This is a genomic window from Kordiimonas marina, assembly GCF_023006325.1.
In the GTDB taxonomy this organism is placed as follows: domain Bacteria; phylum Pseudomonadota; class Alphaproteobacteria; order Sphingomonadales; family Kordiimonadaceae; genus Kordiimonas; species Kordiimonas marina.
On record NZ_JAINDF010000003.1, the window covers coordinates 266,811 to 283,798 of the forward strand.

17 protein-coding genes are annotated in these 16,988 nt (G+C 58.4%); 8 read left to right on the plus strand and 9 right to left on the minus strand.

Annotated features, from left to right (window positions below):
- Positions 1-20: 20 nt before the first annotated feature.
- On the minus strand, positions 21-2,543 hold the full coding sequence (locus tag K6118_RS07710; protein ID WP_247119662.1) for a penicillin-binding protein 1A: 2,523 nt from the start codon (positions 2,541-2,543) through the stop codon (positions 21-23).
- A 76-nt stretch (positions 2,544-2,619) separates the two neighbouring features.
- On the minus strand, positions 2,620-3,816 hold the full coding sequence (locus tag K6118_RS07715) for an N-acetylmuramoyl-L-alanine amidase (protein WP_247119663.1): 1,197 nt from the start codon (positions 3,814-3,816) through the stop codon (positions 2,620-2,622).
- A 530-nt stretch (positions 3,817-4,346) separates the two neighbouring features.
- Between K6118_RS07715 and K6118_RS07720 the strand changes: the two genes are divergently transcribed.
- The 4 genes from K6118_RS07720 (at position 4,347) to K6118_RS07735 (ending at position 10,316) form a co-directional block, all read left to right on the plus strand.
- Positions 4,347-7,190, plus strand: coding sequence for an Rne/Rng family ribonuclease (locus K6118_RS07720; RefSeq protein ID WP_247119664.1), 2,844 nt, complete (start codon positions 4,347-4,349; stop codon positions 7,188-7,190).
- A gap of 162 nt (positions 7,191-7,352) precedes the next feature.
- Entirely contained in the window at positions 7,353-8,717 is a 1,365-nt protein-coding gene (locus K6118_RS07725; protein WP_247119665.1) for a M48 family metalloprotease, read from the plus strand.
- Positions 8,718-8,756: 39 nt separating this feature from the next.
- A complete protein-coding gene (locus tag K6118_RS07730) occupies positions 8,757-9,521 on the plus strand; it encodes a DsbA family protein (RefSeq protein WP_247119666.1) in 765 nt (254 codons plus the stop codon).
- Positions 9,522-9,584: 63 nt separating this feature from the next.
- On the plus strand, positions 9,585-10,316 hold the full coding sequence (locus K6118_RS07735; RefSeq protein WP_247119667.1) for a carbon-nitrogen hydrolase family protein: 732 nt from the start codon (positions 9,585-9,587) through the stop codon (positions 10,314-10,316).
- 4 nt (positions 10,317-10,320) lie between these two features.
- Here K6118_RS07735 and K6118_RS07740 read toward each other — a convergent pair whose 3' ends face one another.
- Genes K6118_RS07740 through thiS form a run of 4 tightly spaced genes read right to left on the minus strand, consistent with a single transcriptional unit; the run spans position 10,321 to position 12,173 of the window.
- On the minus strand, positions 10,321-10,695 hold the full coding sequence (locus tag K6118_RS07740) for a hypothetical protein (RefSeq protein WP_247119668.1): 375 nt from the start codon (positions 10,693-10,695) through the stop codon (positions 10,321-10,323).
- 2 nt (positions 10,696-10,697) lie between these two features.
- Positions 10,698-10,934, minus strand: coding sequence for a hypothetical protein (locus tag K6118_RS07745; protein WP_247119669.1), 237 nt, complete (start codon positions 10,932-10,934; stop codon positions 10,698-10,700).
- Positions 10,931-11,149 (minus strand): hypothetical protein, encoded by a 219-nt coding sequence (locus tag K6118_RS07750; RefSeq protein WP_247119670.1) that lies wholly within the window; start codon positions 11,147-11,149, stop codon positions 10,931-10,933. The genes K6118_RS07745 and K6118_RS07750 overlap by 4 nt, the downstream gene beginning before the upstream one ends.
- Positions 11,150-11,177: 28 nt before the next feature.
- Positions 11,178-12,173 carry a sulfur carrier protein ThiS gene (thiS, locus tag K6118_RS07755; protein ID WP_343269936.1) on the minus strand — a complete coding sequence of 332 codons (996 nt, stop codon included), beginning with the start codon at positions 12,171-12,173 and terminating at the stop codon, positions 11,178-11,180.
- A 148-nt stretch (positions 12,174-12,321) separates the two neighbouring features.
- On the opposite strand from thiS, the gene aroQ reads away from it, so the two are divergent.
- Genes aroQ through aat form a run of 4 tightly spaced genes read left to right on the plus strand, consistent with a single transcriptional unit; the run spans position 12,322 to position 15,355 of the window.
- Positions 12,322-12,780, plus strand: a complete 459-nt coding sequence (gene aroQ, locus K6118_RS07765; RefSeq protein ID WP_247119671.1) for a type II 3-dehydroquinate dehydratase — start codon at positions 12,322-12,324, stop codon at positions 12,778-12,780.
- A 23-nt stretch (positions 12,781-12,803) separates the two neighbouring features.
- Complete coding sequence (gene accB, locus K6118_RS07770) at positions 12,804-13,280, plus strand: acetyl-CoA carboxylase biotin carboxyl carrier protein (protein ID WP_247119672.1); 477 nt, start codon at positions 12,804-12,806, stop codon at positions 13,278-13,280.
- A 12-nt stretch (positions 13,281-13,292) separates the two neighbouring features.
- The gene (accC, locus tag K6118_RS07775; protein WP_247119673.1) at positions 13,293-14,654 is read left to right on the plus strand and encodes an acetyl-CoA carboxylase biotin carboxylase subunit; all 1,362 of its coding nucleotides are present in this window, start codon (positions 13,293-13,295) and stop codon (positions 14,652-14,654) included.
- A gap of 41 nt (positions 14,655-14,695) precedes the next feature.
- A complete protein-coding gene (gene aat / locus K6118_RS07780) occupies positions 14,696-15,355 on the plus strand; it encodes a leucyl/phenylalanyl-tRNA--protein transferase (protein WP_281500684.1) in 660 nt (219 codons plus the stop codon).
- Here the strand turns inward: aat and K6118_RS07785 are convergent.
- From K6118_RS07785 to K6118_RS07795, 3 genes are read right to left on the minus strand one after another with little or no spacing between them, the layout of a single operon-like run.
- Complete coding sequence (locus K6118_RS07785; protein WP_247119675.1) at positions 15,292-15,723, minus strand: DUF2155 domain-containing protein; 432 nt, start codon at positions 15,721-15,723, stop codon at positions 15,292-15,294. The genes aat and K6118_RS07785 overlap by 64 nt on opposite strands.
- Positions 15,724-15,772: 49 nt before the next feature.
- Positions 15,773-16,231, minus strand: coding sequence for an outer membrane lipid asymmetry maintenance protein MlaD (mlaD, locus tag K6118_RS07790; protein ID WP_247119676.1), 459 nt, complete (start codon positions 16,229-16,231; stop codon positions 15,773-15,775).
- A gap of 31 nt (positions 16,232-16,262) precedes the next feature.
- Positions 16,263-16,655: an NADH:ubiquinone oxidoreductase subunit NDUFA12 gene (locus K6118_RS07795; protein ID WP_247119677.1), complete on the minus strand. Its 393-nt coding sequence runs from the start codon at positions 16,653-16,655 to the stop codon at positions 16,263-16,265.
- Positions 16,656-16,988 lie beyond the last annotated feature (333 nt).

Here is a 16,988-nt window from a genome sequence, read left to right on the forward strand (position 1 = left end):
AGCCGGGCACGGCGAGGCGATCAATAAATGCCGCCGGTGCCCTTACGAATTGTGCTCTTGGTTTTAGCGGTTTCGGCGGAGCCGTCAAGTACCGCATATTGACCGGGGCGCGGTTCCGTGCCCGGCTTGAAGGCTTCAAGAATAACGTGGCTGTCCGTTACCTTGGCGGGTTCCCCGGTGTCAGCATTAATGCGGACAAGCCTGATGCCCTTCGGCATCCGGAACGGAATCCCCGGTTCGTCCTTGAGCGCAACGCGCATGAAGTCCCGGAAAATCGGCACCGCAACGCTGGAGCCTTCCTCACCATAACCAAGCGACCGAGGCTGGTCGAAGCCGGTGAAAACACCCACCACGAGGTCCGCTGAGAAGCCGACGAACCAGGCGTCGGTCGCATCGTTGGTTGTCCCGGTCTTGCCAGCAAGCGGCTTGTGCAACACGCGGATTTTCCGGCCCGTACCGTGTTCAACCACGCCCTGAAGCATGGAAACCATCTGGTAGGCCGTGAGCGGATCGATGATCTGTTTACGGTCATCCGGGATATCCGGCTCGTCATGGCTGACATCCCATTTCACATTGCAGGACAGGCACTTGCGCGTGTCATGCTTATAGATGGTATGGCCACGGCGGTCCTGGATACGGTCGATCAGTGTCGGGCTGATCTCCTTGCCGCCGTTGACGATCTCGCCATACCCGGCGGTCAGCTTCAACAGCGTCACTTCCCCCGCGCCAAGCGACGAAGCCAGTGTCGGCGTCATGTTATCGGCGATCCCGAACTGCTTCGCATAATTGATGATCAGCGGCATTCCCAGATACTGGGCGAGACGCACCGTCATCAGGTTCCGGGATTTTTCGATACCGAGCCGCAGCGTGCTCGGGCCGTAATATTTGTTGGAGCTGTTTTTCGGCTTCCATTTGCCCTGCCCGTCGCCTTGGTCGATGACGAAAGGCGCATCAAGCACAAGGCTGGCAGGGGTAAAGCCGTGGTCAAGCGCCGCCATATACACGAACGGCTTGAAGGCCGAGCCCGGCTGGCGTTCAGCCTGGATTGCCCGGTTATATTCGCTGGCGTCATAGTCGTAGCCGCCGACAAGCGCCAAAACACGGCCTGTGTGCGGGTCGAGCGCGACCAGCGCACCATTGATGGCGGGCACCTGGCGAAGGCCATATTGCGGCACCGGAGGCACGGGCTGGCCCTCCTCCCCCGCAAAGCCCGCAAGCGACACGGCAGGCGCACTTTCCAATTGTTCGACCGGCACCACATCGCCGACAGACAGAACCTGCGCAATATCCGTTACCTGGGGGCCAATATGTTCGCCCGGCCGCCAGGCCCGCGCCCACTTGACCTCATCAACCGGGATAAAACCATAGTGGCCGTCTGCCAGCCCGACGATGGCCCCATCGGCGCGCACTTCCTGAACCACGGCAAGGTGCCAGGTCTTATAGCCGAGCGGCTTCTTGATCGCAGCCAATTTCGTCTGCCAATCCCGGTCCACCGTCATCCGTGTGACCGGTCCGCGCCAGCCATGGCGGCGGTCATACGCGACAAGGCCGTCCCTGAGCTTGCGCTCGGCAATGGCCTGCAGGCGTGGCTCAAGCGATGTCCTAACCGACAGGCCGCCTTCATACAGGACCTTGGTGCCATACATATGGGCAACCCGGCGCCGGACTTCCTCGGTGAAATATTCAGCTTCGAAATGGGCGTGATCGTCCCTTTCGACCATCACAAGGTCTTCCTGTATCGCTTTTTCGTAGGTCGGCTTGTCGATATAGCCAAGCGTATACATGCGCGACAGCACCCAGTTACGCCGCGCAACCGCCCGCGCCTTGTGCCGTGCCGGGTTATAGTTACCCGGTGCCTTGGGAAGTGCAGCGAGATACGCCATCTGCGCGACCGTCAGTTCGCTCAGCGACTTATTGAAATAGTTGAGGGCTGCCGCCGCAACGCCGTAGGACCGGTGACCGAAATAAATCTCGTTGAGATAAAGCTCCAGGATACGGTCCTTGGAGAAAGCGCGTTCGATCCTGAGCGTCAGGATCATTTCCTTGATCTTGCGGTCGAGCCGCTGATCGAGCGTCAGCAGGAAGTTCCGCGCCACCTGCTGGGTGATGGTTGAGCCCCCCTCAAGCGGGCGGCCGCGCATGATATTATAGACGTTGCGGATATTGGCCCGCACCATGCCCATATAATCAAGGCCGTCATGCTCGTAGAAATTCTTGTCCTCGGCGGAAATGAAGGCATCGATCAGTTGGTCCGGGATCGCGTTGATCGGGACGAACAGCCGTTCCTGACGCGCATATTCCGTCAACAGGCTACCGTCCCCCGCATGGATACGGGTCACAACGGCGGGTTCATAATTGGCCAGTTGGCGGTAATCCGGCAGGTCGCGGCCATAATAGATAATGGCCCAGATAACCGCGCCCGCAGCCACGACAAAGCCAACGGCGCCCAGGATAAGGCCGTATTTAAGCAACCTCTTCCAACGCGCCGGTTTCGCTTTTTTCTGACCGGTCGGTTCGGTTTTCAAATCTTTACTGTCAGCCATTCGTTTCGCCACAAGGATGGCGCATCATGCCTATTTAGCCTGTGATCGCAAGAAAATGTGTCGCTCTTGTGGCAGTTTAGCGGCCCAGGGCCACCATATGATCGAAAAACTTGTCCACCGCGATGACTGTCGCCTTGGCAATGCGTTTCCGGCCCTTGCTGCTGTTCAGGAATTTCGCGTTCGAGCGGTTGGTAAGGTAGCCAACTTCCATCAGCACAGAAGGAATGTCCGGCGCCTTCAGCACGCCCAAGTTGGCGTACCGGTGGCTCCGCGGTAACATCGGGACATCCTCAGACCGCAGTTCTCTAACCAGAAGCTCCCCGAACTGGGCGGAGAAATTCATTGTCTCGCGCTGCGCCAGGTCGATCAGGATGTTGGAGACATCGTCATCAACCACATCCAGGTTCACTCCTGCGATCACGTCGGACTTGTTCTCCCGGGCGGCCAGACGCGCGGCCTCCTTGTCCGATGCGACCTCGGAAAGGTTATAAACGCTGCCGCCTTTGGTCCTATGATCACTGATACTGTCGGCATGGACACTGATGAAAAGGTCGGCGTGCATCCGTCTTGCGATGCGGAACCGCTCCCTGACCGGCCAGAAGATGTCCCGGTCACGGGTCATGCGCACTTCATAGCGGCCTGTCTTCTCCAGTTCACGGCGTATTTCCTTGGCGATATTGAGGACGATGGTTTTCTCATATACGCCAATCACCCCGAGGTTCCCGGGGTCGGGACCGCCATGGCCGGGGTCCAGCACGATGATGCGCTTACCACCCTTGCGTCGGGGCATAGGTGTTGCATCGACAACAGTCGGCGCAGGTATCGGCCGCGCCTTTTTCGATTCTGCCACAGCTTTCAGGAAATCACCCCGGCTCGAAGCCTGCAGGTCAAGCACGAGGCGGGGACCGTATCCGCCCTTGGACGGCAGGTTGAAGATGGACTGCACCGTCGCCGGTTTATCCAGATCGAGAACAATGCGGTAGGTACCGGGGGTGAAAAGCCCGTGGCGGAACCCGGCAACGGCGCCCGATGTCTTGACGTCATCGCTGGCGTGCCAATTGGCTTCGGGAAGATCGATCACAACCCTGTAAGGGTCCGCCAGAAGAAATATCTGGGGTGTGGTCTTCCTCGACATATCGAGGACAAAACGGGTGACCTTACCGTTCACCCCAAACCGAACACCGGAAATGTCAATATCCTTGGCCTGGGCAAAACCGGCCACTGACAGGCTCAGGGCACCCCAAACCACAATCTGCTTAAGACAACGCAACACAAGCAATTCCCGCAGTGTTTCCTCCTGAACTCTATCTATATGCTTAGATAGTATGAAGAATATCTAAATGGCTCAAGGGAAACCGGACATTTCGTCCCACCTGGCGCCCCTGCGTTTGCGACAATCGCACCTCCTGATACCAGTTTTCGATTGTAAAGACCTTATGAGTTCACTATTTTACTCATGCGAGTTTTTCGATCGGCCGCTAACAACGGCAGGTCGGGGCTTTCGGGGATGACCGCGTAGCCGCAGTGTTTGAGACGGCTACTTCCATCCTCCAGAGCCAAACAAGGACAAGAACCGGCAATGGCCAAAAGGCTGTGCGTAGAGTATTTTACCAAAACAGGGTCCCCTCGGAGTGATGGGCGGCCACCTGTTTTTGCGTTCAGCTGCCATTCGGAGCTTGCCTCTTCCAGGCCTTCGGCGTCTCGCCGTCCGCGGGCCCTTTCTCACAAAAACATGGAAACCGTCTGCGCCCCCCTCAATCGAGAGGGCGTGCCTGCGCGGCGGTCTGTCCGGAGACTTAATTTATGTCAACACGTATGCTTATCGACGCGCGTCACACAGAGGAGACGCGGGTCACAGTTGTTAAGGGAAGCCGGGTAGAGGAGTTCGATTACGAATCTGCAGCAAAACGCCAACTTAAGGGAAATATCTATCTCGCCCGTGTAACCCGGGTCGAGCCGTCCCTTCAGGCCGCGTTTGTAGAATATGGCGGCAACCGCCATGGCTTCCTCGCCTTCAGCGAAATTCACCCTGATTATTACCAGATCCCGGTCGAAGACCGCGAACAGCTGATTGCTGCCGAAACCTCGGCCGCGGCTGAAACCGCGGAAGAAGTCGAAGACGCCGATCATGAAGAGGAAGCGGCCAGCGAAGCGACCGCCAAATCTGAAACTGAAGGCGACGCCGAAGACCAGGACGAGCATGAAGTCCTCGGGAGCGACGAAGAGGAAAAGGATGCGGAAATAGAAGCCGCCGCCGAACGCCGCCGCTCGCTCCGCGCCATGAAACGCAAATACCACATCCAGGAAGTGATCAAGCGCCGTCAGGTGCTGCTCGTCCAGGTCGTGAAAGAAGAACGCGGCAACAAGGGTGCTGCGCTCACCACCTATCTGTCGCTCGCTGGCCGCTACTGCGTGCTTATGCCCAACTCGACCCATTCGGGTGGCATCAGCCGCAAAATCTCCTCGGCTGCCGACCGCAAGCGGCTGAAGAAGATGATCGGCGCGCTGGAAGTGCCGGACGAAATGGGCCTCATCATCCGCACCGCGGGTATGGAGCGCACCAAAGCCGAAGTGAAGCGCGATTACGAATATCTCATGCGCCTGTGGAGCGGCATCCGTGACCTGACCTTGAAGTCGGTCGCGCCGGCCCTGGTGTATGAAGAAGGCAACCTGATCAAACGGACGATCCGCGATCTTTATACCCGCGATATCGACGAGATCCTGGTGGAAGGCGAAGCCGGCTACCGCGCAGCGAAGGACTTCATGAAGCTCCTGATGCCGAGCCACGCCCGCAAGGTCCAGCACTATAAGGACCGCATCCCCCTCTTCCACCGTTATCAGGTCGAGAGCCACCTGGAGGCCATGTACCAGCCTGTGGTGCAGCTCCGGTCCGGCGGCTATATCGTCATCAACCCGACCGAGGCGCTGATTTCGATCGACGTCAACTCAGGCCGGGCGACTAAAGAACACAATATCGAGGAAACCGCGCTCAAGACCAATATGGAAGCCGCGGAAGAGATCGCACGCCAACTGCGTCTCCGGGATATGGCTGGTCTTGTCGTCATCGACTTTATCGATATGGAAGAGCGCAACAACAACCGCTCGGTCGAACGGCGCATGAAGGAAGTCCTCAAGTCGGACCGTGCCCGTATCCAGGTCGGCCGCATTTCCGGCTTCGGCCTTATGGAAATGTCGCGCCAGCGCCTGCGGCCCAACCTTATCGAAGCCAGCATGGAAAGCTGCGCCACCTGTGGCGGCACCGGCGTTGTCCGTTCGGTCGAATCCGCTGCGCTTATGGTGCTGCGTCAGCTTGAAGAAGAAGGCATCCGTGGCCGTAGCTCGACCGTTCGCATCTCCGCGAACCCCGAGGTCGCCATCTATCTTCTCAACAAGAAGCGCAAGGTGCTCTCCGATCTGGAGAATGATTACGAGTTCACCATCGAAATCCTGGCCACCACTGAGATGGGCCCGTCGGATATCGAAGTAACCCGCGAAGCCGCCTCCGGCGGTGGCCGGGGCGATGCCCTCCTCGCCGAGACGGCTGTTACCCCGGATGGTGCACCGGCACCCCAGGCTGCAGCCCCTGCTCCGGCTGAACGTCCGGCTGAGCCAGCCGAAGCGTCCGAGGGCGATGAAGACAAACCCCGCCGCAAGCGCCGCAGGCGTCGGCGTCGGCGCCGTGGCAGCGGTGAAGAAGGTGCCCTTGAAACGGCACAGGAGACCGCAGCCAACGACGAAGATGAAGATACCGCAGCCGAGGAATCGGAAGACGGCAAAGAAGCCCAAAGCGGCGAAGACGGAGAACGTCGTCCGCGCCGTCGCCGTGGCAGCCGTGGCGGTCGCCGTCGTCGCGAAGCCGCAGAACGCCGGACCGAAGGGGCTCCGGAAACTGAGGCCGAGGCTGGCGAAGAAGCGTCTGAAGCTCCCGCTCAGGAAGTTGCAGCCGAAGCCGCTGAACCGTCTGAAGTGAAAGAGGAAAAGCCGCGCCGCCGTCGTCGCCGCACGAAAGCTGAAATGGCAGAGGCCGCAGAAGCTGCTGAAGCTGCCGCCAGCGAAGAGGTGAAAACGGAAGAGCCGGTGAAAGCTGAAGCTGAAGCTGAAACAGAAGCAGAGGCTGAAGAAAAGCCGAAACGTCGGCGCCGGACCCGTAAAAAAGCGGAACCGGCCGATGCTGAGGCCACAACGGTTGAATCTGAGGCAGCCGCCCCTGTAGAAGCCGCTGCCGAAGCGGAAGAAGCACCGGCCAAGCCGAAACGGACGCGTCGCACCACCAAGAAGACGGCCGAGAAAGCCTCTGCCAGCACGGATGCGGCTGACGAAGCGCCGAAGAAAGCCGCCGATGAGAAGGCTGAAACGGAAAAGCCCGTTAAACGCACCCGCACCCGCAAGCCGAAAGCTGCCGCGGAGGAAGCTGCCCCGCAAAAGGATGCGGTAGCCTCTGAAAAGGCACCTGAGAAAGCGGCACCTGCGGCGGAGAAGACAGCCAAGGCCGAAGCACCTGCCCCGAAGGAAAAGCCGGTCGACAAGCCTGTTCAATCCATCTCTGTCGGAATGGGGGATGATGCGGTCGCGGCCACTGCTGCGGCTCCTGAAGAGGATGGCGACGGGCCAAAACGTAAAGGCTGGTGGCAACGCACCTTTGGCTGATCAGGCCTGAAAAATGAATAAAAAGGCGGCGAGGCCATAGCTTCGCCGCCTTTTGTTCTTATATGGGGGCTGACCCCGTCGCTCACGTTGATGTCAGGTGATGTTCATTGACGATTAAGCTGCCACCGCCTAGCGTGACGGGGAATGATGGGAGACCATGTTTTGGCAAACTTTGCGAAACGCCTGATAATCGCACTTCTCGTGATTTTCGTGCCTGTGACCAATGCCTTGGCACAGCGGCAGATTTCGTTCCTGCGCGATGCCGAAACCGAACGTTTCCTCCATAATATCACCGACCCAATTCTGAAGGCTGCAGGCCTGAAACCTGAAGCCGTGCACATTTATCTGGTGCATGACAACAGCATCAACGCTTTCGTCGCAGGCGGCGAGAATATCTTCATCCACACAGGCCTTATCCTAGCGGCACACGATGTTGACGAACTGACAGGCGTTATCGCCCACGAAACCTGCCACATCGCCTGCGGCCACCAGGTCCGGGATGAAGGCTATCAGACCGCTGGTACGACCAGTGTTCTCTCCATGGTGTTGGGGGCTGCCGCTATCCTTGCTGGCGGCGCTGACGCCGGCATGGGCATCATGATGGCAGGCCAGCAAATGGCACAGGGCCAGGCCCTCGCCTACAGCCGCGGTCAGGAAAGCGAGGCCGATCTTGCCGCCGCTAAGTATCTCCGTGCCGTTGGCGTCTCCGGCAGCGGGCTGATCCGCTTTTTCCAGAAACTCCAGCGTGAGGAAGTTCTGGCGCAGATCAAACAGGACCCGTTCGTCCGCAGCCACCCCTTGAACCGCACACGTATCCTGCAGCTTGAGCAGGCGGTGGAGACAAGCCCTTACTATCACACGCCGCCCAACCCCAAGACGAATGGCGAATTCCTGAAGGTTAAAGCCAAGCTGGCTGGTTATCTTTATGACCCGGTTCAGACGCTGCGCATCTATCCGCCCAGTGATACGTCTGTGCCCGCGCGCTATGCCCGCGTCTACGCCTACCACAAGGCGCTTGAGTGGGATAAGGCAATCAAAGAAGCCAATGCCCTGATCGCAGAAGACCCGAGCGATCCTTATTATTATGAGATCAAAGGTCAGATTCTGTTTGAAAACGGGCATATCCAGAAAAGTCTGCCCGTCTTCAAGGAGGCTGTCTCTCTCAAGCCTTATGAGCCTTTGATTGCGACGGCATATGGCCAGGCCCTCGTCTCCTTGGAAGACGACAAGCATATGAAGCAGGCGATCCCGATCCTGCAGAAGGCGACAAAGCAGGACCCGGAAAATACCTTCGGCTGGTTCAACCTCGCCCGCGCCTATAGCTGGGTCGGCAATGAACCTGAAGCCAGCCTGGCGACCGCAGAGCGCTTTTACGCGGGCGGCGCGCCAGCCCAGGCCGCCATGCACGCCGAACGCGCGATGCGCGGCCTTAAAATGGGCACGCCTGACTGGCTGCGCGCCCAGGATATCATGCTGATTTCGCAGGAAGCTGCATCCAAAATGAAACGCCGCAGTCATCGCGGTTAAACCGGGCATCCGCCCCCTTTATAGAGCAAGTCCCCTTATATGATTAAATTCGCAAAGTCCCTTCTTGTTGCCGGCCTGATGCTGGCGCCGACCGTTTCCGCCGCTGCCCAAGATATGACGCCGGCAGAACGCGCCAAGATCGAGACGGTGGTCCATGACTATCTGATGCAGCACCCGGAGGTGATCATCCAGTCCATACAGGAACTGCAACGCCGCCAGACGGTCGCCCAGATGCTGCCGACCATCAACCTGTACCGCGATTACCTGGAACATGAAAAAGGCGCGCCCGTCCTTGGCAACCCGAACGGCGACGTGACCATTGTCGAATTCTTCGATTACCGCTGCCCCTACTGCAAACACAGTTTCCCCGTGCTGCAGAAGCTGATGAAGGAAGACGGCAATATCCGTCTCGTACCGCGCCAATACCCGATCCTGGACCGCCCCGGCGCCCCTGCCGTTTCGCTGATGGCCGCCAAGGCCGCGCTGGCGTCCAACCTGCAAGGCAAGTTTGCCGAATTCCATGACGCCCTCATGGCCTACCCCGACCGGCTGACCGAGGACGGCCTTTATAAAGTTGCCGCCTCCGTTGGGCTCAATGTCGACAAGCTCAAGGCCGATATGAAGGACAAGATGATCGAGAAATCGATCCAGAACACGCTGGCCATCGGCAAGGACATCGGCTTCAACGGCACCCCTGGCTATATCGTCGGTGACGATATTATCCTCGGCGCCGAAGGCTATGACCGTCTGAAGCAAGCGGTCGACCGCGCCCGCGCAGACGCCGCGAAAAAGGCCAAGCAATAAGCTTTTCCCGGCAGGAAGGACCGCCGGGTTCTTCCTGCCAAAGACCAAGGCCCATCTCGAAACATGCCAACTGACATCCGCGTCGCCTGTTTCCAACGCCGTGAAATCTGTGGGGACCCGGATACGGTTGTTGCCGCCATCCTCAAAGATGTCGCGTGGGCTGAGGACAATGGCGCGGACCTGTGCCTGTTCCCCGAAAGCTTCCTGCAGGGCTACCCGCATAGCCGCGCGGACGTCCACGCCTCCGCGCTTCGGCTGACGGACAGCCCCATAGAAACCCTTCTCACACGGCTTGGCCCCTACCAGCCAACTGTCGTCGTGGGTTTTATCGAAGCTTCTGGTACCGCATTCTACAACAGCGCCCTCGTCATGCGTGCGGGCGAGTGTTTGGGGGTTTCGCGCAAACGTCACCCCAATGAAGCCGGCATATGCCCAGGTGAAGACACGCCCCTCTTCAACATCGGCAAGACCAGCTTCGGGATCAGCATCTGCAATGACGCCAATTATCCTGAAACGCTGAACCGCATGGCCAAAGGTGGGGCCGATATCATCCTTGCGCCCCTCAACAACATGCTGCCCATTGCTACGGCTGACACGTGGCGGCACAAGACACCCCAAATTCTCCAGATGAGAGCCCAAGAGACGGGGTGCTGGGTGGCGTCAGCGGACGTTATTGGCACGCATGACGGCTATAAAAGCTATGGCTGCACCGCCATTGTCTCACCGGATGGTGACATCATAGAAAAAGCGCCGGAGGGTGTCCCCGGCGCCATCATCCACACTTTGGCACTATAGCCTGTCAGCCGTTAGCAGCAGGTTTGGTCTTCACATAGGCGATGGCAAAGAGCCCTGTCAGTAATAGATCAACTGAGGCCAAGCTCGCGGTGATCCCCGGCGTACGCCCGGCGAAATAAAGCGGCCACACCGCGCCCACGAAGCTGAGCTTTTCCAGCATCGACGGAATCATCGCTGCGCGCAGGCGCACCGGGTCACGCCCGATCAGCAAGAACAAGACCTGGAAGGCCAGCGCCACACCGGCGAAGCCATAATAATATTCGGGATAATTATCCGGCCCGCGCAGATGGACCGCCATGCTTTCCGTGAAATACATCGGCGTCAGCACCAGAATGCCATAGATGCCAGCAATCGTGAAAACCCACCGTGCAAATTTCATCCTTATTCTCCCTGCGCTGAATTGCTCCCGGTTCCTTCCGCATCCTTCAAGACGGGCCATTCGCTGAGCGCGAACAGCCAAACAAGGATCAGGTTCACAGGCGGCACCAGAATGAGAAGGCCAAGAAACGGGTTGTAACCGGCCTTGCCTGCGATACGGATGCTGAAATAGACGACGAGGAGCAAAATCATGCTGATGGTCGGCCAGCCGAGGGCTTCTATGCCGCGCATGTCCATCATTGGTCGTCACCCGAACGTGTGGGCCGCCAATTGCTCAGCGCCAGAAACGCCATCAGGCCAAAGACCGCGAAGCCTTCGCCCGCACGCCCCCACAGAACAACCCCGATCAGCAGGACTGCCACGGCGATCCAGCCATTGAAGCCGGCCTTCTGGAAGATTTTCCACGCCGGAATGCCGAGAAGCCCGGCCACCAACGTTACATATCCTGCTGTCATTTCCATTTCAGCCCCCTTCGGCTTTGTCTCAGATCAGGCCCGAAAGCGGTGAGCTCGGGTCTGCGTAGCGTTTCTTGGGCATCCGGCCTGCAAGGTACGCCAACCGGCCGCTTTCGACCGCCAGCTTCATGGCGCGTGCCATCATCACCGGCTTTTTGGCTTCGGCGATGGCCGTGTTCATCAGTACACCGTCACACCCCAGTTCCATCGCGACGGCCGCGTCAGAGGCCGTGCCGACACCCGCATCCACCAGCACCGGCACTTTGGCCTGTTCGATCATCAGCCGTATCTGCACCGGGTTCTGGATACCGAGGCCGGAACCGATGGGCGCGCCCAAAGGCATGATGGCGACACAGCCCATATCCTCAAGCCGCTTGGCAGCGATCGGATCGTCCGAGCAGTAAACCATGACCTTGAAGCCATCCTTTATAAGCGTTTCGGCGGCGGTGAAGGTTTCCAGCATGTTCGGATAAAGCGTCTTCTGGTCGCCCAGAACCTCAAGCTTCACCAGGTCCCAGCCGCCGGCTTCGCGGGCCAGGCGCAGCGTGCGCACAGCGCTGTCGGCATCGAAACAGCCCGCGGTGTTGGGGAGGTAGGTGATTTTCTTCGGGTCGAGATAGTCGACCAGCATCGGCTGGTTCGGGTCCGAGACATTGACGCGGCGCACCGCCACGGTAACGATTTCCGCACCGGAGGCTTCGACCGCCTGTGCCGTTTCCTCGAAATCCTTATATTTCCCGGTGCCGACAATAAGGCGCGAGCGGTAAGCTTTGCCCGCCAAGGTCCAGCTATCATCGTGTGCGGTTGCGTCAGTCACGGTTTCCAGTCCTCCGCCAATAAAATGTACAATTTCCAGCTGGTCGCCGTCTTCAAGCGTTACGTCCGCGTAAGTCGACTTGGGCACGATTTCGAGATTACGCTCAACCGCAACCTTGGTCGGCTCCAGCCCCAGAGTGGCCAAAAAAGCCGCAACATTCTGGCCCGCTTCGATTTTCTTCGGCTCGCCATTGACTGTAATGCTGATCACGGCTTTTGGTCCTCCAAACTCGTTCGGTCCTATTCGGCCGGAGAGGCTGGACCAATGGAACAAATTTATCCTTCCGGCTTTGCATGTCATGCATATGGCATTATACAGGGGGCTTCAAGCGATCTGTCAGGACAGCGAGCCGCTTATGACTGAAAAGACATCCGCCCGGATTTTGGTGCTTAACGGCCCCAATCTCAATCTATTGGGGACCCGGGAGCCCGAAACCTACGGAACCAACAGTCTGGGCGATATCGAGACCATGGTGAGGAGCCATGGGGCCAACCTCGGTCTCGCTGTCGATTTTCGCCAAACCAACCAGGAAGGCACGCTTGTGGAATGGCTTCAGGAAGGCGGCAGGGAGTTTGCCGGCATTATCCTGAACGCCGCAGCCTACACCCATACGTCGGTTGCCATCCATGACGCGATTGCCGCGATAAAAACACCGGTTGTTGAAGTCCACCTGTCCAATATCTATAAGCGCGAAGAATACCGCCACCATTCCTTTGTTTCGGATGTGGCGGCAGGCGTTATCTGCGGATTTGGACCGGCTGGATATGTGCTTGCGATTGACGCGCTAGCAGGTATGCTGCGCGACCAATCATGATCGAGGGGTAAGGACTTAGTATCATGTCAAAACTTAAAGAATACAAAGAGCTGATCCGCGAACTGGCGGAACTTCTGGACAAGTCGACGCTGTCGGAAATCGAAGTCGAAGAAGAGGATTTCCGCATCCGTGTCGCCCGTGACGTTCCGAGCGCGGTCAACTATACCGCTCCGGCGATGACGCATGCGGCTCCTGCCATGGCTGCTCCGGCTGCGGCTCCTGCTGCAGCTCCGGCCGCCGCGGCAGCTGCAAATCCGGCCGACCATCCGGGTGCCGTTCCGTCACCGATGGTAGGCACGGCCTATGCAGCCCCCTCGCCTGACTCCGAAGCCTTCATAAAGGTTGGCGACAAGGTCAAGGAAGGCGATACGCTTCTGATCATCGAAGCCATGAAGGTGATGAACCAGATCAGCTCGCCCAAATCCGGCACCGTGAAGGAAATCCTGTTCACCGACGCCCAGCCGGTCGAGTTTGGCGAAGTCCTCTGCATCATCGAATAGGACGAATAAGCCATGTTTAAAAAAGTCCTGATTGCCAACAGGGGCGAGATTGCGCTTCGCATTCACCGCGCCTGCCATGAAATGGGCATCAAGACGGTGGCTGTGCATTCGACCGCCGACGCCGATGCCATGCATGTGCGCCTGGCAGACGAAAGCGTCTGTATCGGACCGGCCGCTTCCACGGACAGTTACCTCAATATCCCGGCAATCATCTCGGCAGCCGAAATCACCGGCGCCGACGCGATTCACCCGGGCTACGGTTTCCTGTCCGAGAATGCCCGTTTCGCCGAGATCGTCGCTGGCCACGGAATCACCTTCATTGGCCCGTCGCCTGAGCATATCCGTATGATGGGTGACAAGATCACCGCCAAGGAAACCGTCAAGAAGCTTGGCATTCCTGTGGTTCCGGGGTCATCCGGCGGCATCACCGAAGACGATGAAGCCCGCAAGGTCTGCAACGAGATCGGCTATCCGGTCATCATCAAGGCCTCAGCAGGCGGTGGTGGCCGCGGCATGCAGATCGTCCGCTCGGAAGACGAGCTGCCGCGCAAGCTGCAGACCTGCCGCACCGAGGCCAAAGCGGCCTTTGGTGACGATGCGGTTTATATCGAGAAATTCCTGCAGAAGCCGCGCCATATCGAATTCCAGATCATCGGCGACAACCACGGCCACTGTATTCACCTTGGGGAACGGGACTGCTCGCTGCAGCGCCGCCACCAGAAGGTGCTGGAGGAAGCCCCCTCGCCCGTCATCGATAGTGAAACCCGTGAGCGCATGGGCGGCGTCGTCGCCAAGGCCATGGCGGACTTCGGCTATTGCGGCGCAGGCACGATCGAGTTCCTCTATGAGGACGGTGAGTTCTATTTCATCGAAATGAACACCCGCCTTCAGGTGGAACACCCGGTGACAGAAATGATCACCGGCATCGATATCGTGCGGGAGCAAATCCGCGTCGCGTCCGGCGAAAAACTCAGTTACACGCAGGATATGGTGCGCTTCTTCGGCCATGCCATCGAATGCCGCGTCAATGCCGAGGACCCGTTCACCTTCATGCCGAGCCCGGGGCTTGTGACCCAGTATCATCCGCCCGGCGGTCTGAACGTCCGCTGCGACAGCGCGGTCTATGCTGGCTATAAAATCCCGCCCTATTACGACAGCATGGTCGCCAAACTGATCGTGTCCGGTTACACGCGCGAAGGCTGCCTTATGCGCCTCCGCCGTTCGCTGGAGGAATATGTCATCGACGGGGTCGTGACCACGATCCCGCTCCACCTGGCACTCATTGAGAATCCGGAGTTCCGGGCCGGGAATTATGACATCCACTGGCTGGAGAAATTCCTCGCTGAAAAAGCCGAGTCAGAAAAAGCGAAATAGGCCTCTGGCTTGAACCAGCTGAAACGATTAAATTAGGGGTTATGCCGCACGACGTCATAACCCCTAATCTTTTATTGCAGGCCTATGCGGCCGGCGTCTTTCCTATGGCCGAAAGCCGGGACGATGCCGAGCTTTTCTGGGTCGACCCCGATGAGCGCGGTATTCTGCCGCTTGAGCGCTTTCACCTTTCGAAATCCCTGAAGAAACTGGTACGCCGCGACCATTTCGAAGTCCGTGTCGACACGGCCTTCCGCAGGGTTATGCAGTCATGCGCGAAACCCGCGCGCGGGCGGGAGACCACCTGGATCAGCGAGCGCATTGAAGCGCTCTATACCGACCTGTTCGAACGCGGGTTCGCCCATTCGGTGGAATGCTGGCGTGAAGGCGAGCTTGTTGGCGGTCTTTATGGCGTCTCACTGGCCGGAGCCTTTTTCGGCGAAAGCATGTTTCACCACGAGACGGATGCCAGCAAGGTCGCGCTCGTGCACCTTGTGGCACGGCTCAAAGCCGGTGGCTTCAGCCTCCTGGATACCCAGTTCGTTACCGATCATCTGAAACAGTTTGGCGCAGTCGAAATCCCGCGTGAGGAATATCACGAACGCCTTCAACAGGCGCTGACGCTGATCACCGCCAACTTCTATTCGCTGCCGGAAGTTGCCTCGGGCGAAACGGTTTTACAGCTCATCACCCAGACATCATAGACCGGGTGCTCCAGCGGGTTCAGGGCCGGGCTTGACGCCACCATCCAGCCATCGAAAATCCGCTCCCGCTTGCCGGCGCGCTTGATGTCATCGATCTGCAGGTAGGCATAGGTCTCAGGCGGTTCAATCGGCGGCCGGGTCCGGCAATATTTGGCGGTCAGCGCCAGGGTTCCGAAGCGGACTTCCTTCCCGATCGGGACATCAAGCTCGGTGATGCGCGCCGTGATTTTATCAAGCGCACGCAAGACCACCACATTATGTGAGACATTGTCGGTGGCCTCCGCCCCCGTAGGCGGGATCGGCTGGCTATCTGTCGGCTGGTCGGAAGGAGCAGCGGCCGTATCCTGCGCGGTTGCAGGTGAGACCAAGCTAGCGGCCCCAAAGATCGAGGCCGCTATCAGGATTTGGAAGAATGTGTTATTTCTTCTTATCGTCATTACCGCTGCCAGTGGCAAACTTGCCGAAGAGGCGGATCAGGTCCACCGAGTCCTGCGTTTCAGAAATCTCGTCACCGTTGGCCAACGTTTCATCCATACCGCCGGGGATGAGGGTCAGATACTTACCGCCCAGAAGGCCTTCCTGGGTCACGGCCAGAGCCGTATCGATCGGCAGCTTCACACCGGCGCGAACCGAGAAACGGATGATCGCCTGAAAGGTCTTGGCGTCGAGATCACTAGAAACGACAGTGCCCACCTTGATCCCGGCAAGCCGGACATCAGAGCCGACGCTGATACCGTCGATCTGGTCGAAGCGTGCCTGCAGGACATAACCGCCGTCTATACGGGTTTCCGTCCGGTCATAGGCGAAAACTAGGAACCAACCGGCAACGACCAGAACCAGCGCGCCAATCAGCGACTCTACAAGATTGCTCGACATACCAACCTTTCATGCACTCTGAAGCAGGCTGTTACGGACGCCAGGCTTCGTAATCGGCCACGGTTGCAGCACGCTTGCCACCATGCAGGCTCGGCGGCACATAGGCGGCTGCAGACCCGGTCATGTTGGGCTGGTGGTCTTTTTCCCACGGCTTGACCTCAAGCGGCTTTTCAGTGGGCGTCGTGTCGACGGTGTAATGAAGCCATCCATGCCAATCGGCAGGAACGCGCGACGCTTCTACCGGGCCATTCTTGTAGATGACCCAACGGCGACGACCGTCCTTTTCCTTATAATAGATGTTGCCTTGACTATCTTCGCCCACTTTTACGCCTTTGCAGCTCGTGAAAACCCGCGTCCCGAACGTGGCGCTGTTCCACCAGGTAAAAATCGGCGACGAAAAGAGCTTGGAGATCATACCAGCCATAACTTTCATTCCATACTGTTGGATATTCGCGGCCCGTTTAGCATGTTTGTGTCCGGAGGGAAAGCGGCAGCTTGCCCTCACACGGTATTTATCCGCATCCCCGCCTCTTTAGGGCGATTCGAGCCGCGACATGCCCGGGCCAATCCATGATGTTCTTTTACCCATGCTTTAAGGAAAGAATAAGGCAAAAAGCACGACTCATTGAAGTGTCATGAGTCGTTGGTTTAGCCACTTCTCAGAACCATGAGTCAATCGCATATTACTGAAAAATAGGCTTGGAGATATCGCCCTCTCACCCCTACACTTTGCGAGCTATTGGGCTAGGCCCCCAAC

What these genes read in the sequence shown, in the direction of transcription:
- K6118_RS07795 (WP_247119677.1), bottom strand. Translation starts at nt 16,655, where the DNA reads ATGGCTGGTATGATCTCCAAGCTCTTTTCGTCGCCGATTTTTACCTGG.
- accC (WP_247119673.1), top strand. Translation starts at nt 13,293, where the DNA reads ATGTTTAAAAAAGTCCTGATTGCCAACAGGGGCGAGATTGCGCTTCGC.
- K6118_RS07720 (WP_247119664.1), top strand. Translation starts at nt 4,347, where the DNA reads ATGTCAACACGTATGCTTATCGACGCGCGTCACACAGAGGAGACGCGG.
- aat (WP_281500684.1), top strand. Translation starts at nt 14,696, where the DNA reads ATGCCGCACGACGTCATAACCCCTAATCTTTTATTGCAGGCCTATGCG.
- mlaD (WP_247119676.1), bottom strand. Translation starts at nt 16,231, where the DNA reads ATGTCGAGCAATCTTGTAGAGTCGCTGATTGGCGCGCTGGTTCTGGTC.
- K6118_RS07750 (WP_247119670.1), bottom strand. Translation starts at nt 11,149, where the DNA reads ATGACAGCAGGATATGTAACGTTGGTGGCCGGGCTTCTCGGCATTCCG.
- K6118_RS07735 (WP_247119667.1), top strand. Translation starts at nt 9,585, where the DNA reads ATGCCAACTGACATCCGCGTCGCCTGTTTCCAACGCCGTGAAATCTGT.
- accB (WP_247119672.1), top strand. Translation starts at nt 12,804, where the DNA reads ATGTCAAAACTTAAAGAATACAAAGAGCTGATCCGCGAACTGGCGGAA.
- aroQ (WP_247119671.1), top strand. Translation starts at nt 12,322, where the DNA reads ATGACTGAAAAGACATCCGCCCGGATTTTGGTGCTTAACGGCCCCAAT.
- K6118_RS07730 (WP_247119666.1), top strand. Translation starts at nt 8,757, where the DNA reads ATGATTAAATTCGCAAAGTCCCTTCTTGTTGCCGGCCTGATGCTGGCG.
- K6118_RS07740 (WP_247119668.1), bottom strand. Translation starts at nt 10,695, where the DNA reads ATGAAATTTGCACGGTGGGTTTTCACGATTGCTGGCATCTATGGCATT.
- K6118_RS07710 (WP_247119662.1), bottom strand. Translation starts at nt 2,543, where the DNA reads ATGGCTGACAGTAAAGATTTGAAAACCGAACCGACCGGTCAGAAAAAA.
- K6118_RS07745 (WP_247119669.1), bottom strand. Translation starts at nt 10,934, where the DNA reads ATGATGGACATGCGCGGCATAGAAGCCCTCGGCTGGCCGACCATCAGC.